Raw genomic sequence first — 14329 nt, forward strand, 5'->3', positions numbered from 1 at the left:
TGCCTGGGGCGGCTGGGCCTGGGCGGCACCGCTGGGGGCTTCGATGTCGAAGGCGAACGCGTCCTCGGCGGGCGACGCCTCGACGGGAGCGGGCAGGGCGTCCTCGGCGAAGTCGAAGTCCCTGGCGGTGCCCGCGGGCGCGTTCACGCCGTAGCCCTGCGCGGCGTCCTCGACAGGGGCTTCGACGGTCTCGAAGTCGAAGTCGCGCGCCGTTTCCGCGGGCTCATTCACGCCGTACCCTGAAGACGGAGCGTCGGTCGGCTCGCGGTAGGCGTCGGTCGGCAGCGGAATGGAGACGACGCGCGTCACCTCGTGGGTGTCCTGGACCGGCTCGCCAAAGTCGTCACCGAACGCGTCCATGCCGGACGGGCCACCTGCCTGCGGCATGGCCGCGGCGGCCTCGGCGGGCGAGCTCATGTCGAAGGCGAACGGGTCGGCTTCCGGGGCGCCTCCGGGCAGCGGGATGGGCTCGGCCTGTGCGGGCTCGCCCATGTCGAAGGCGAACGGGTCGGCCTCGGGAGCGCTTCCCGGCAGGGGGATGGCGGCGGGCTGAGGCGCGGCCGCTCCGGGCAGGGGAATCGCGGCGGCGTGGGGCGCGGCGCTGAGCGCCTCGGGGGCGCCCGGCAGCGGAATGGCTCCCGCGGGCGCACCTGGGAGCGGAATGGCGGCGTGGGCCGGCGCGGCACCTGGCAACGGGACGGCCCCCGTGGACGCGGGAGCGCCAGGGAGCGGAATGGCGGCGGCCTGCGTGGGCGCGGCGCCCGGCAGCGGGACGGCCCCCGTGGACGCGGGGGCGCCGGGGAGCGGAATGGCCGCGGACTGCGAGGGCGCGGCACCGGGCAGCGGAATGGCGGCGGCCTGCGCGGCGCCGGGCAGCGGGATGGCGGCGGCCTGCGTGGAAGCGGCGCCGGGCAGCGGAATGGCCGCGGACTGCGCGGGCGCGGCGCCGGGCAGCGGGATGGCGGCGGCCTGGGGCGCGGCGGCGGCTCCCGGCAGCGGAACGGCGTGCTCGGCGGGAGCAGGCGCCGCGGGCGCGCTCACCGCTTCGAGCTTGATGGGGAAAGTGGTCTGGCACCGGGCGCACTTGAGCTTCGCGCCGCCCGGGGGGATCCGCTTGTCATCGATGTTGTAGTTCGTCTGGCAAGACGGGCAGGAGACTTTCATGGGGTTCCGAACTCGCGAGAGGGGGACCGAGCGCCTTCGCGGTGCGCGCAGGCTACCAGAGGCGTTTCCAGCCCGGAAAGAACGCACACGAGGAGGTTGAAGCGCACCCTCCCGGGCAAGCAGGCGAGGGCTCCCGCCTTCCACCGGTCAGCACGCCGCGTTCGATTCGCCGCTCCCGGAGTGGAAGATGCTAGACCCGCCCCTCAATGGAACCCATTGTCATCCTGGGCGCGGGCCTCGCGGGCCTCTCCACCGCCCACTTCCTGAACAAGCCCTGGCGCCTCATCGAGAAGTCCGACCGTGTCGGCGGCCTCATCAAGACCGAGGTCATCCAGGGGTGTTATTTTGACCCCACCGGTCACTGGCTCCACCTGCGCGACCCGGAAATCCAGGCCCTGGTGAACACGCTGTGGCTGCCGGAGCAGATGGTCCGCATCCAGCGCAAGGCCGGCATCTTCACGCGCGGGGTGTTCACCCGCTTCCCGTACCAGGTGAACACCCACGGGCTGCCGCCGGAGGTGGTGGCGGAGAACCTCACCGGCTACGTGGAGGCCGTCTACGGTGAGAAGGGCCGCGAGCTGCGCGAGCGCGAGCCGCGCAACTTCGAGGAGTTCATCCTCCGCTTCATGGGGGAGGGCTTCGCGAAGAACTTCATGGTGCCCTACAACCAGAAGCTGTGGACGGTGCACCCGCGTGAGATGTCCGCCGCCTGGGTGGGCCGCTTCGTGCCCCGCCCCAACCTCAAGGAAGTGGTGGACGGCGCGCTGGGGGCTGGCAGCGACGCGGTGGGCTACAACGCGTCGTTCCTGTACCCGCGCGAGGGCGGCATCGAGAGCCTCGCCCGCGCCATGCTGAGCCACCTGAAGGGCGGCCAGCTCAGCACGCACACCGAGCCCACCGCCATCGACTGGAAGGCCCGGAGGGTGACGCTGTCGGACGGGAGCGTGCAGCCCTATGCGGGGTTGGTGTCCAGCATCTCCCTGCCCGGGTTGGTGAAGCTGCTCGCCCAGGGCGAGGCCGGCGTGCCGGACACGGTGCGGGACGCGGCGAAGCAGCTGCGCGCCACCACCGTCACCTACGTGGCAGTGGGCGCCAAGGGGGCCAACCGCCAGCCCTGGCATTGGATCTACCTGCCGGAGCCGGAGTTCCACACGTACCGCATCGGCTCGCCCTCCGCGGTGTACGCGCCGCTGGCGCCGCCGGACACGTCCACCTTCTACGTGGAGTACAGCCACCACGGCGAGCTGTCCCCGGCCGCGGCGGAGAAGTACGCGGTGGAGGACCTGGTGCGCTCGCAGATGATTCACGCCGCGGACGACGTGCTCTTCGCCCAGGCGCGCGAGATTCCCCACGCCTACGTGCTCTACGACGATGCCTACGGCCCGGCGAAGTCAGAGATTCTGCGCTTCCTGGCGCATGCCGGAGTCCAGATTGCCGGCCGCTACGGGCAGTGGGAGTACTCCTCCATGGAGGACGCCATCCTCGCCGGGCGCGCGTGCGCGAGGACACTCAACGGTTGACATCCCCTTCGCCCACCCGTCGCATTGTGTCGACGGGTGGCCTGGGTCGTGTTAGCCATCCCGGTTCGAGTTCATGGCCCCGCACCTCACCGTCGTCATCCCTGTCTACAACGAGGAGTCCATCATCGCCTCGGCGGCGGAGGAGTTGCGCCAGGGGCTGGATGCGCGCGGGCTCGACTACGAAATCATCTTCGCGGAGAACGGCTCGCGCGACGCCACGCCGGCCCTCCTCGAGGAATTGTGCGCGAACAACCCGCGCCTGCGCTGGTTCCACTCGGAGACGCCCAACTACGGCGTGGCGCTCAAGGCCGGCATCCTCAAGGCCCGGGGCACCTACGTCGTCTGTGATGAAATCGACCTGTGCGACCTGACCTTCTACGACGCGGCGCTGCCGCGGCTGGAGCGGGGCGAGGCGGACATGGTGGTGGGCTCCAAGGCGGCCAAGGGCGCCAGTGACCAGCGTCCGCTGATTCGCCGGGCGGCCACGCGGGTGCACAACAAGCTGCTGCGGGTGGCGCTGGGCTTCCAGGGCACGGACACGCACGGCCTGAAGGCGTTCCGCCGCGAGGCGCTGCTGCCCGTCATCCAGAAGTGCGTGGTGGACATGGACGTGTTCGCCAGCGAGTTCGTCATCCGCGCGTGGCGCGAGGGCCTGCGGGTGATGGAGATTCCCATCCAGCTCCACGAGAAGCGCCAGCCCTCCATCCACCTGTTCAAGCGCGTGCCCAACGTGCTCAAGAACGTGGGCAAGCTGTTCTACGTCATCCGCGTCCGCGGGACCTGAGCCGGGGAGGGCGCACCGTGCGGCTGGCGTCCATCTCCGTCGACCTCGACTCGCTGCCCCATTACTGCCGCATCCATGGCCTGCCGGAGTCGCTGCTGGACGCACGCGCCCGCTCGCTGGTGCACGCGGTGGCGGTGCCTCGCTTCCGGGAGCTGCTGGACGGGCTGGGCATTCCGGGGACCTTCTTCGTCATCGGCGAGGACCTGGAGTCAGACCCGGTCGCCGTGGCGGGCATGCGCGCCTCCCACGAGGCGGGCATCGAGGTGGCCAGCCACAGCTACGCCCATGACTACGCGCTGACGCGCCGGGGCCCCCAGGCCATCCAGGCCGACCTGGCGCGCGCGGATGCCGCCATCCTCGCGGCCACGGGTGTGCGGCCGGAGGGGTTCCGCGCGCCGGGCTACACGCTGAACGCGGACCTGTACGCGGCCACGGCGGCGCTGGGCTACCGGTATGGCTCCTCGGCGTTCCCCGCCGTGCCGTACTACCTGGCGAAGGCGGTGGTGATGGGGGGCCTGGCGATGCTGGGGCGTCCGTCCCGCTCCGTGCTGGACACGCCCCGCGTGCTGCTGGCGCCGCGGGCGCCGTACCGGCCCGACCCGGCGCGGCCCTACCGGCGGGGCTCGGGCGCCGTGCTGGAGCTGCCCATGACGGTGACGCCCGCGCTGCGCTTTCCCTTCATCGGCACCTTCGTCACCACGCTGCCCAGCGCGTCCCTGCGCGGGCTCTGGCGCGCCTGCCGCCGGGACACCTTCTTCAACTTCGAGCTGCACGGCGTGGACGTGCTGGACGCGTCGGACGGGGTTCCCCCGGAGCTGGTGCGGCAGCAGCGGGACTTGCGCGTCAGCGCCACCCGGAAGATGGCGCGCCTGCGCGAGGTGTTCGGCTGGCTGAAGTCGGAGCGCGAGGTCCTCACGCTGCGTGACGTCGCCGGGCGCCTGTCCGCCAGCGCACGTCCCGGCTGTCTCTGAGGGCCGGGATGGCATGCTTGCTTCGCCGGTGCGGGGCCGGTGGTGTAAAGAGCCCCCATGCTGGAGAACGTCACCGACCGAGTGAAGAAGGGCCTGCGCGAGTGGACGGACCGGCTGGCCAACACTGAACAGAAGCATCGGCTCCAGGGCCTGACGCGCCCGGGGAACGAGTACGGGGTGGACCCGTTCGGCTTCGATTTGGACTACAGCCTGTCCGCGGTGGCCCCGCTCCTGTGGCTCTACCGGAACTACTTCCGCGTGGAGACATACGGCATCGAGCACGTGCCCGCCGGCCGGGTGCTGCTGGTGTCCAACCACTCCGGCCAGCTGCCCATGGACGGCGCCATGATTGGCGTGGCGATGATGCTGGACGCCAGCCCGCCCCGCGTCATCCGCAGCATGGTGGAGAAGTGGGTGTCGTCGCTCCCGTACGTGTCCACCTTCATGGCCCGCGTGGGGCAGATTGTCGGCACGCCGGAGAACTGCCGGCGGCTGCTGGAGTCGGAGGAGGCCATCCTCGTCTTCCCCGAGGGCACGCGCGGCATCAACAAGCTGTGGCCCCAACGCTACCAGCTCCAGGAGTTCGGCCTGGGCTTCATGCGTCTGGCGCTGGAGACGAACACGCCCATCGTCCCCGTGGCCGTCATTGGCGCGGAGGAGCAGGCCCCGGCGCTGATGGACCTCAAGCCGGTGGCGAAGCTCTTTGGCTTCCCGTCCTTCCCCATCACCCCCACGGGCCTGCCCATCCCCCTGCCCACGAAGTACCGCATCTACTTCGGGGAGCCGCTGCACTTCTCCGGGCGCCCGGACGACGAGGACAGCGAGCTGGACAAGAAGGTCCGCACCGTGAAGGCGTCCATCCAGTCCATGCTCCACCAGGGCCTCAAGGAGCGTCAGGGCGTGTTCTGGTGAGCACCCGGCGCGGCGGTGCTAAAGAGGGGAGTTCCATGAAACCGGCCGTCGTCGTCACGGGCATCAGCGGCAACCTCGGCCGCACCCTCGCGAAGTTGCTGCACAAGCATGAGCGCATCATCGGCATCGACCGGCGGCCCTTCGCGGGGCGGCCGAAGGATGTCGAGATGTACGAGCTCGACCTCCGCAAGAAGAAGGCGGAGGACGTCTTCCGGAAGAACGAAATCCGCGCCGTCATCCACATGGGCATCATGCATGACCCCCGGATGAGCGAGGAGGAGCACCACTCCTTCAACGTCGTGGGCACCACGCGCCTCCTGGAATACTGCGCGAAGTACGGCGTGAAGAAGGTCGTCGTCCTGTCCTCGGCCAACGTCTATGGGCCCAGTCCGGACAACTCCAACTTCCTCATGGAGGACGCGCCGCTCATGGCCGCCAGCCGCTTCTCCGGCGTGCGCGACCTCATCGAAGTGGACATGCTGGCGCACAGCTTCTTCTGGAAGCACCCCCACATCGAGACGGTCATCCTCCGGCCCGTCCACATCGTCGGGCCCACCATCAAGAACGCGCCCTCCAACTACCTGCGCATGCGCCGGCCGTGGATGATGGCGGGCTTCGACCCCATGGTGCAGCTCATCCATGTGGAGGACGTCGCGCGCGCCATGGTGGAGGCGCTCCGCCCCGAGCCCAAGGGCGTCTACAACGTCGTGGGCCCCGGCGAGGTGCCCCTGTCCGCGGTGATGCGCGAGCTGGGCAATACCCCCATCCCCGTACCGCACCCCGTGGCCCGGCCGCTGCTGGGCATGCTGTTCAAGTACCGGCTGGCCAACTTCCCGCCGCCGGAGCTGGACCACATCCAGTTCCTCTGTGCGGTGGATGGCAGCCGCTGGGTGAAGGACGTGGCCTGGAAGCCGCGCCACTCCATGCGCGACACCATCCGCTCCGTCCAGGGCGACTAGCTGGAAAGTCCGAGGCGCCCTGACACCGTTGTCAGGCCCGGCGCGACGTCCGGCCCGGGGGCCCCTGACAGGCATGTCAGAGGCCCACCTCGGAGGCTGGGCGGCGTCAGGCTCCCGGGCGCCGCAACCCCTTGAATCTCCAGCCATTCATCAGCGCCCGCTCCGGGCTCGGTGCTTGGCACTCCCGTTGCTCTAGTGGCTGCCCATCACGGCGCGGCGACATGGGCCCGGCAACGGTGTCGCCCCGTCAGACTGTAGGGCACTCCATTGGGGAGTTCCCGACGCCCTCCGTCTCGGCCGGCCCCGAGACGGCGGGCGGACTCTTGTAGGGCGCTCCATAGGGGAGCTCCCGACGCCCACCGCCTCGGCCGGCCCCGAGACGGTGGGCGGTTTCTTTTCAGGGGGATGGGGGCTGCTCGGCGAGGGTGCTCGGGCTCGGCAGCTCGCCCTCGAAGGGGCCGTCGTCCTGGCTCTCCAGGAGCCACGCCCCGTCCCGGAAGACGAACTCCGAGGTGACGATGGCGGTGCGCTCGGAGGCCGAGGGCAGCCGCATCCACTGGATGCGGCTCTGCACCGTGGCCCGGTGCCCGTCGTCGGACAGCTTCACGTCCTCGATTTCGTAGTCGGTGATGGACAGGTCCTTGTCGTCGTTGAGCTCCAGGCGCGACTTCTGGAAGTCCTTGCGCCGCTCGGGGACGAGGATGCGGGTGGCGCTCCGGAAGTCCTTCCACCGGAGGGCCTGGTGGAAGCGCTCCACGGTGGGCTTGAGTGCTTCCAGGTTGGATTTCTTGGACGTGGTTGCGCACGCCCCAAGGACGAGCGCGAGGAGCAGGGCAGGCAGGCGATTCACGGTGGGGAGGGTACCACCCGGCAGCAGCCTGGGACGAGAGAGCGGTGGTATGGTCCGGCTCCCCCGCCCGAGCACCGGAGTCGCGAGCGCAATGGCCAAGTCGATGGTGGAGCGTTACGAGCAGCTCCTCCGGCAGGACCCCACCTCTTCCGTTTTCGTCGAACTCGCCAAGGCCCTGCTGGAAAAGGGGGACGCCGCGCGTGCCATCGAGGTCTGCGGGCAAGGCATCTCCCACCACCCCGCGTCCGTTGTCGGGCGTGTGCTGTGGGGCAAGGCCCTCATCCAGCAGGGCCGGCCCGCGGAGGCGATGGACCAGTTCGAGCAGGCCATCTCCATCGAGAAGGACAACCCCTACGCCTACAACCTGATTGGCGAGGTGCTGCTCCAGCACCGGCTGTACCGGTCCGCGCTCCCCATCCTGCGCAAGGCCCTGGCGCTGCAGCCGAATGATGGCCGCGTGAAGCAGTGGCTGGAGCAGACCGAGCAGGCCTTCGCGGGTGGGCCGGCCCCTGTGTTCGCGAACCTGATGGGGCTGGACAAGCCCTCGTCGGACGAGGACGCGCCGGCGGAGGAGGCGTCGAAGGACGAGGCGCCGAGCCCGACGGTGGCGCCCATGGCGGCGGCCCGGCTGCGCGCCGCCGCGCTGGGGGATGGGGCGAAGCTGAAGCCCGCGAATGCCGGCGCCACGCCGGCGGGAGACGCCTCGGGGGCGGCTCGCGGGGAGGTTGCGTCCGGAGCCTCCGAGAAGGACGCGGATGCGGAAGGGAACACGCAGGCTGGCTCGGACGCTGACGCGGCGGCACCGTCGAGTCACGCGGCGGAGCAGGGCGGCGCGGGAGCCTCTTCGGGTGACGCTGCTGACGAGGGCCGTGACGCGGGCGCCGCGCTGGGCTTGTTGAACCGGCCGGTGCCGGTGTCGTCCGTGTTGGGCGCGGAGCTTCCGAGCCTGGACCTGGGGTTGGGGGACGATGACGACGCCCCTCCGCGTGGCGCGGATGGAGCGGCCTCCGAGGCCCAGGCGCCCACGGAGGACTCCGCGCTCGAACAGCGCGCTGACGCCGCGCAGGACTCCGGCGCCGTCGCGGACGCGCCGACGCAGCAGGTGTCCGTCGCGGACGAGCCTGCCCCGGCCTTGGAGTCCGAGGCGGGCAGTGACGCGGAGGAGCAGCAAGCCGGGGCCGCCGTGGCCGAGGACACCGGGGCCTCTGGCGCGGGGGGGCTCCTGGGCGACCTGCCTCCTCCCGAGCCGACGGCGTCGAGGCCCGTCGTGGCGAGCGCGCCTGTGACGTCGCGAGGCGCTGGAGGCAAGCGCTCCCTGCTGGAGGACATCCCGGACGCGGCGCCCGCACCCGCGGCCTCCGCCGCGAAGGCCAAGGCGCGCAAGCCGGACACCGAGGCGCTCACCGCCGAGTACGAGAAGGAGCTGCGGGCGAAGCTGGCGCGCGAGGCCGCGAAGACGTCGTTCATCGCCCGGCACGGCGTGAAGGCCGCTGGGGCCGTGGTGGGCGTGGTGGTGCTGGCCATCGTCGTCTTCAGCTTCATCAACATCCGCGCGAACCAGGGCGGACAGACGCTGAACGAGACGCTGGCCCGGGCCGAGGACCTCATCATCCAGGACACGGGGGCCTCGTTGGAGGCCGCGCTGGCGCAGCTCCAGAAGGCGCGGGACATGGACGACAGCAGCAGCCGGGCCTGGGCGCTGACGGCCTGGGCGCACGCGCTGCGCTACGCGGACCATGGGCAGGCTTCCGAGGACCGGCGTCAGGCGCTGGAGGCGCTGGAGCGGCCGGGCGTGAAGGACACCGCCCCCGCTCAGGTGCTGGTCACCAACGTGCTGGTGGCGGACGAGCGCGGACGCGCCCTGGCGCGGAGCGCGCTGCTGGGCTCGCAGCAGGAGAGCACCGAGGTCCATGCGCTCGCCGGCAGCCTGCTGCTGGAGGCGAAGGACGAGAAGCAGGCGCTCGAACGCTTCGACCGCGCGCTCCGTGCCTCCGCCGCCAACGTCCGCGCGCTGGTGGCCCTGGGGGATTACTACAAGGCTTCCGAGGACTTTCCGCAGGCCATTGAGATGTATGAGCGCGCGCGCAAGAAATCCCCCGAGCACCCCGCGGCCCGCATCGGCCAGGCGGAGGCTCGGCTCGCGCTGTACCAGGACCTGGAGGCCGCGCTGGCGGACGTGGCGAAGCTCGCGGAGGACCCGAAGCTTTCCTCGCCACTGAGGGCGCGCCAGCAGCTGGTGCACGGCGAGCTGCTGTCCGCTCAGGGCAAGCATGCCGAGGCCCGCGCGCTGCTCTCCAAGGGCACTCAGGGGCCCCTGGCCTTCGAGTTCCAGCTCGCGCTCGGCGCCGCCAGTCGCGCGGCCGGGACGCTGGGCGCGGCGCAGGCCGCCTACGAGGCCGCGCTCAAGCTGCGGCCCAAGAGCGAAGAGGCCCGCGAAGGGCTGGGCCGCGCGTTGCTGGACCGCGACCGGGAGCGCGAGGTCCTCACCCGGCTGGACGCCGATGGGGGCCGCAAGGTGTCCCTGGTGCGCGGCGCCGCGTATGCGCGCCTGGGAGACTGGAAGAAGGCCCGCGCGGAGCTGGCGCGCACGCGTGTGAATGACCGGTATCCCCCGGAGGCCGTCTCCTGGCTGGCCCTGGCGGATGCCGCCGAGGGCCATGGCGCCCAGGCGCGGGAGCTGCTGGAGAAGGCCCTGCACGCGGCGAAGCGGCCTCGCAACGACATGCGGCTGGCGCTGGGGCAGCTCTACTGGCGCGAGCGGGCCTACGACAAGGCGCAGGCCCTGTTCGAGGAGGCCCAGAAGGACCCGCGTGACTACGAGGCCGCGTGCTCGCTGGGGCGGTTGATGCTGTCGCGTGGGCTGCCCGACATGGCCCTCAAGCCGCTGACGGAGGCGGTGGAGCGCAACGGCGCGCACGGCGAGGCCCGGGACGCGCTGGGGCGCACGCTGCTGGCCCTGGGGCGGACGCAGGACGGGCTCAAGCAGTTCGAGGCGTGGCAGCTGGAGAACCCGGCGAGCGCGGCCGCGCACAAGGGCTTCGCGCTGGCGCTGTTCCACGCCGGCCGCCGCAAGGAGGCGGAGGGCGCGGTGCAGCGCTCGGTGAAGCTGGTGTCGAATGACGCCGAGGCGCACAAGCTGCGCGCGGCCATCCTCTTTGGCGCGGGAGACGCGCGGGCCGGCTTCTCGGCGCTGGAGCGCGCCAACAAGCTGGACCCGAAGGACGCGGACACGTTCTGTGAGATTGCCCTCGCCTTCATGCGCCAGGGCAACAGTGGCAACGCGGAGGCGGCCTTCGCCGCGGCCCGGCGGGAAGGGCCCGATGCCACGTGTGGCCGGGTGGGAGAGCTGTACGCGCAGTTGCCGGGCGGTGGGCGGGGTGCCGCTCGGACGCTCGAGGACCTGGCGGCCAGGGCGCCGACTGTCTGGGACAAGGCCTTCGCGCGGGCCACCATGGCGCGCGCGCTGCTGGGGGCGGGGGCCGTGAAGGATGCCCGCACCGCGGCGGATGAGGCCGTGCGCCTGGCGCCTTTCGATGGGCGCGCCCAGCTTGCACTGGGAATGGTGGCGCTCAAGCAGCGGCAGGAGGACGTGGCCCGGGCCGCGCTGGAGAAGGCCGTGGAGCTGGAGCCCGCGGACGGCCTGGCGCGCCTGGCGCTCGCGGATGCGTTGGTGCGCGAGCCCGGCGCCCTGCCTCGGGCCGTGGAGTCCTACGAGGCGTTCCTGAAGCTGGCCGGCGGCGCGAATGAGGCCGCGCGGGTGAAGAAGGCCCTGCCCAGCCTCAAGAAGAAGGCGGCGAGGTAGCGTGAGGTATTTCTCCTCCCGAACGGATTCCCCACTGCTGCACATCATGTGGGGCAATGCGTTCCTGCTGTCGCTCGTCTACCTGCTGCTGGGGCTCGGGGTAGAGCTTGCCCTGCGCTACTTCCCCTCGCGCTTCCTCCAGCGGCTGTCGCTGTCGCTGGACTCGCTGCCGGCGCGGGCCCTGGAGCTGACAGGGGCCATGGAGCCCTTGCGAGCCGCCTACTTCTCCGGCCGCATCTCCGAGGTGGGCGTGCGCGTCGTCTTCGGGCTCACCACCATGGTCGTGATTTTCCTGCTCGCGATGGTGGTGGGCACGGTGATGGGCGGCGTCCGGACGCTGCTGGCGCGCCGGGCCCTGCGCCAGGGCGGACGCCGGCACCCCTGAGGAGGCCGCGACTTCAGCTCCGGCGCCGAATCGCGGGCTTGCGCGCGCGCACCGCGGCGTCCGGCACGGCCTGGGGCTCATGGCCAGCGGCGCGCGCCATCAGGCAGATTTCCACCACCTTGGGGCCAAAGCGCTCCCAGCGGCTCTCCCCGGTGCCCTTCACCGCGAGGAAGCCCTCCCGGTCCACCGGCAGCGCCGCGGACAGGCCCAGCAGCGTGGCGTCGTTGAAGATGATGAAGGGGGCGACGCCCAGGTCCTTCGACAGCTCCTTGCGCCAGCGCCGCAGCTCCGTGGAGGCCAGCTCGCTGTAGTTCGTCACCACCGGCGCCGCCGCGGAGCCCGTGCCACGCGAGCGCGACGCGGCCGGCCCGTGGGCCAGCAGCGTGGGCATCTTCTCCGGCGCGCACACGTCGCAGTTGCCACACGACGCCTGGGCGTCGCGCTGGCCGAAGTAGTGGAGGATGGCCGAGCGTCGGCACTTCTTGTCCCGGTCCGTGTACGCGTACTCGGTCATCCGCCGCAGCAGCGACAGGTTCTGCCGCTCCTGCTCCCGCACGTGGCTCAGGTCGAGCCCCAGCTCGCGGAAGGGCACCCGCTCCAGCGCGCGGATGGAGCGCCCGGCGAAGGGGCGCCGGACCTTGGTCACCTGGGCCTTCTCCAGCAGGCCCAGCGCGTGGCGGACCTCGTCCACCGACAGGCCGATTCGGCGCGCGAGGATGGGCAGCTCCGTGGTGACCTGCCGGCCCACGGGGAACGTCTCCAGCAGGGACTTGAGCAGCCGCTGCGCGTCCGGCGAGTGCGGGTGCGCGGAGGTCGCCTTCTCCAGCAGGGTGATGCCGTGCTCGCCCTCTCCGCGGCCACCGCGCTCCACCTTGCCCTCGCGTTCGAGGATGCGCAGCGCCGCGCTGACCTCGAATTCGCTGGCGTTCACCGTGCCCGCGAGCGCGTGCACGCCCCGCTCGAACTCCTCCACCGACTGGAGCACGTTCCACACGTCCCCGAAGATGGCCTCGGCCGGGTGGCTGCTCTGGATGAGCCGCTCCTGGGTGAAGACGTCCGAGTGGTTGAAGAGCAGCACCGCGCGCGCGGCCTGTCCGTCGCGGCCCGCGCGGCCAATCTCCTGGTAGTACGCCTCCACCGCCCGCGGGATGTTGGCGTGGCCGACGAAGCGGATGTCCGGCTTGTCGATGCCCATGCCGAAGGCGTTGGTGGCCACCGCCACCGCTTCCTTCGCGGCCATGAAGGTGTCCTGGGCGCGGCGCCGGGCGTCGTCATCCATGCCCGCGTGGTACAGCACCGCCTTCACCCCGCGCCCGTGCAGCTCGGAGAAGATGCCCTCGGCCGCGCGCCGCGTGGAGCAGTACACGATGCCGCTACCGCCCGTGGACGCCAGCCGCGCGCAGGCCTCGTGCCGGTCCGCGTCGCCGCCCACCTCCTGCTTGCCCAGGAAGAGGTTGGGGCGGTCGAAGCCCATGGCGAACTCCCGCGGGTCCTTCATCAACAGGACGCGCACGATGTCCGCGCGGACCTCCGGCGTGGCCGTGGCGGTGAGCGCCACCGTGCGCGGCGGACGCAGCCGCTTTCGCACCTGCCCGAGCAGCGCGTAGTCCGGCCGGAAGTCGTGCCCCCACTGGGAGATGCAGTGCGCCTCGTCCACGGCGAGCAGGTCCACGCCCAGGGCGGACACCGTCTCCAGGAAGCTCTGGCTGCGGAAGCGCTCGGGCGCCACGTAGAGCAGCTTGTACTCACGCGCGCGCAGCTTGCGCATCCGCTCCGCGCGCTCCAGGTCGGACAGCGATGAGTTGATGAAGGTCGCGGGAATGCCCCGCGCGGTGAGCTGCTCCACCTGGTCCTTCATCAGGGCAATCAGCGGCGACACCACCAGCGTCAGCCCCGGCAGCAGCGTGGCGGGCAGCTGGTAGCACAGGCTCTTGCCCGCGCCGGTGGGCATCACCACCACCGTGTTGCGGCCGCTCAAGACGGAGGAGATGACCTGGTCCTGCCCCGGCCGGAACCGGGACAGGCCGAAGTGGCGGACCAGCCCCTGCTGTGCTTCCTCAAGGTAGGGCAGGTCCACCGGCATCGCGCGCATGTTCATCATCCTGGTCCAACCGTCAACGGAAACGAGGCCGGCGCGCGGCCTCCACTCACAGGTCGAACTTGGGTGGAACCGGAACAGCCAGCCGCGCCCGTGTCCGCGCGACGTCCTGTCGCCGCGCCTCCGTCTGCCCTGGCTCCAGCCGGCCATCCACCACGACGTCACCCTCGCGCACGCCCGTGGGCAGCGACGCGCGCTCCACCGTGGAGGCCTGTCCGGTGTCCAGCCGCACCACTTGCGCCCGGACGTCCTCCAGCAGCTCCACCTGCACCGCGCCCCACAACCCCACCATGCTCACCATCATCCGCCGCCTCCATTCGCGCTCCACGTCCGCCGCTTCTCCCGTGCTTCGTCCGGCAGCAGCCCGCGCTCCAGCATCGACACGTAGCCGCCGTCTCCCATCACCACGTGGTCCAGCACCTTGATGTTGAGCAGCTGCGCCCCCGCGACCAGGTGCCGCGTCAGGCCCAGGTCCTGGACGCTGGGCTCCGGGTCCCCCGAAGGGTGGTTGTGCGCCAGGACGATGGACGTGGCGCGCGAGGTGAGCGCCGCGGCGAACACCTCACGCGGGTCCACCGGGCAGGTGTTCATGGTGCCCTCCGCCACGCGCGCGTCATGCAGCAACACGTTGCGCGCGTTGAAGCACAGGACGTGGAACACCTCGCGCCGCAGCGCCCCCAGCGCCGGCGCCAGGTACGCGGCAATCTCCTTCGGCGTGCGCAGCTTGGGCCTGCGCTCCCCGGCACGCTGCGAGCGGCGGCCCAGCTCCAGCGCGGCCAGTGCCTGCGCCGCCCGGACAGGTCCCACGCCAGGCCGCAGACTCAGCGCCAGGGGCTCCTGCTGCACCAGGCCCTTCAGCCCGCCCCCTTCCGACAGCAGTGCCC

At 71.3% G+C, this 14329-nt stretch carries 12 protein-coding genes; 7 read left to right on the forward strand and 5 right to left on the reverse strand.

The features are described from left to right. Nucleotides 1–1164, reverse strand: a 1164-nt coding sequence (locus HV824_RS31325; RefSeq protein ID WP_176424889.1) for a zinc-ribbon domain-containing protein, incomplete at its 3' end; no start/stop codon positions are given. A 206-nt stretch (nt 1165–1370) separates the two neighbouring features. Between HV824_RS31325 and HV824_RS31330 the strand changes: the two genes are divergently transcribed. The 5 genes from HV824_RS31330 (at nt 1371) to HV824_RS31350 (ending at nt 6310) form a co-directional block, all read left to right on the forward strand. Further along, a complete protein-coding gene (locus HV824_RS31330) occupies nt 1371–2684 on the forward strand; it encodes an NAD(P)/FAD-dependent oxidoreductase (RefSeq protein ID WP_176418902.1) in 1314 nt (437 codons plus the stop codon). 73 nt (nt 2685–2757) lie between these two features. Then, complete coding sequence (locus tag HV824_RS31335) at nt 2758–3468, forward strand: glycosyltransferase family 2 protein (protein ID WP_176418901.1); 711 nt, start codon at nt 2758–2760, stop codon at nt 3466–3468. A gap of 17 nt (nt 3469–3485) precedes the next feature. After that, nucleotides 3486–4439 carry a polysaccharide deacetylase family protein gene (locus tag HV824_RS31340; protein ID WP_176418900.1) on the forward strand — a complete coding sequence of 318 codons (954 nt, stop codon included), beginning with the start codon at nt 3486–3488 and terminating at the stop codon, nt 4437–4439. A gap of 57 nt (nt 4440–4496) precedes the next feature. Further along, a complete protein-coding gene (locus HV824_RS31345) occupies nt 4497–5351 on the forward strand; it encodes a lysophospholipid acyltransferase family protein (RefSeq protein WP_176418899.1) in 855 nt (284 codons plus the stop codon). Nucleotides 5352–5386: 35 nt separating this feature from the next. Further along, nucleotides 5387–6310, forward strand: a complete 924-nt coding sequence (locus tag HV824_RS31350; protein ID WP_176418898.1) for an SDR family oxidoreductase — start codon at nt 5387–5389, stop codon at nt 6308–6310. 397 nt (nt 6311–6707) lie between these two features. Here HV824_RS31350 and HV824_RS31355 read toward each other — a convergent pair whose 3' ends face one another. Beyond that, on the reverse strand, nt 6708–7160 hold the full coding sequence (locus HV824_RS31355; protein WP_176424890.1) for a hypothetical protein: 453 nt from the start codon (nt 7158–7160) through the stop codon (nt 6708–6710). 91 nt (nt 7161–7251) lie between these two features. Between HV824_RS31355 and HV824_RS31360 the strand changes: the two genes are divergently transcribed. Together HV824_RS31360 and HV824_RS31365 are read left to right on the forward strand one after the other, a co-directional pair. Continuing rightward, nucleotides 7252–10962, forward strand: coding sequence for a tetratricopeptide repeat protein (locus HV824_RS31360; RefSeq protein WP_176424891.1), 3711 nt, complete (start codon nt 7252–7254; stop codon nt 10960–10962). Nucleotide 10963: 1 nt separating this feature from the next. Beyond that, complete coding sequence (locus tag HV824_RS31365; RefSeq protein ID WP_176418895.1) at nt 10964–11347, forward strand: hypothetical protein; 384 nt, start codon at nt 10964–10966, stop codon at nt 11345–11347. Nucleotides 11348–11360: 13 nt separating this feature from the next. Here the strand turns inward: HV824_RS31365 and HV824_RS31370 are convergent, their stop codons facing one another. The 3 genes from HV824_RS31370 to HV824_RS31380 form a co-directional block, all read right to left on the reverse strand. After that, nucleotides 11361–13448 carry an ATP-dependent DNA helicase RecQ gene (locus HV824_RS31370; protein WP_176418894.1) on the reverse strand — a complete coding sequence of 696 codons (2088 nt, stop codon included), beginning with the start codon at nt 13446–13448 and terminating at the stop codon, nt 11361–11363. 46 nt (nt 13449–13494) lie between these two features. After that, a complete protein-coding gene (locus tag HV824_RS31375) occupies nt 13495–13746 on the reverse strand; it encodes a DUF3006 domain-containing protein (RefSeq protein WP_176418927.1) in 252 nt (83 codons plus the stop codon). Then, nucleotides 13746–14329, reverse strand: a 584-nt coding sequence (locus HV824_RS31380; RefSeq protein ID WP_176424892.1) for a RadC family protein, incomplete at its 5' end; no start/stop codon positions are given. The genes HV824_RS31380 and HV824_RS31375, both read right to left, overlap by 1 nt.

Origin of the sequence: Myxococcus sp. AM009 (assembly GCF_013372605.1) — a bacterium.
Taxonomy (GTDB): domain Bacteria; phylum Myxococcota; class Myxococcia; order Myxococcales; family Myxococcaceae; genus Myxococcus; species Myxococcus vastator.

Excerpts from the sequence above, each read along its gene's own strand:
- HV824_RS31370 (WP_176418894.1), bottom strand. The coding sequence starts at position 13,448 with ATGATGAACATGCGCGCGATGCCGGTGGACCTGCCCTACCTTGAGGAA.
- HV824_RS31375 (WP_176418927.1), bottom strand. The coding sequence starts at position 13,746 with ATGGTGAGCATGGTGGGGTTGTGGGGCGCGGTGCAGGTGGAGCTGCTG.
- HV824_RS31350 (WP_176418898.1), top strand. The coding sequence starts at position 5,387 with ATGAAACCGGCCGTCGTCGTCACGGGCATCAGCGGCAACCTCGGCCGC.
- HV824_RS31335 (WP_176418901.1), top strand. The coding sequence starts at position 2,758 with ATGGCCCCGCACCTCACCGTCGTCATCCCTGTCTACAACGAGGAGTCC.
- HV824_RS31360 (WP_176424891.1), top strand. The coding sequence starts at position 7,252 with ATGGCCAAGTCGATGGTGGAGCGTTACGAGCAGCTCCTCCGGCAGGAC.
- HV824_RS31345 (WP_176418899.1), top strand. The coding sequence starts at position 4,497 with ATGCTGGAGAACGTCACCGACCGAGTGAAGAAGGGCCTGCGCGAGTGG.
- HV824_RS31330 (WP_176418902.1), top strand. The coding sequence starts at position 1,371 with ATGGAACCCATTGTCATCCTGGGCGCGGGCCTCGCGGGCCTCTCCACC.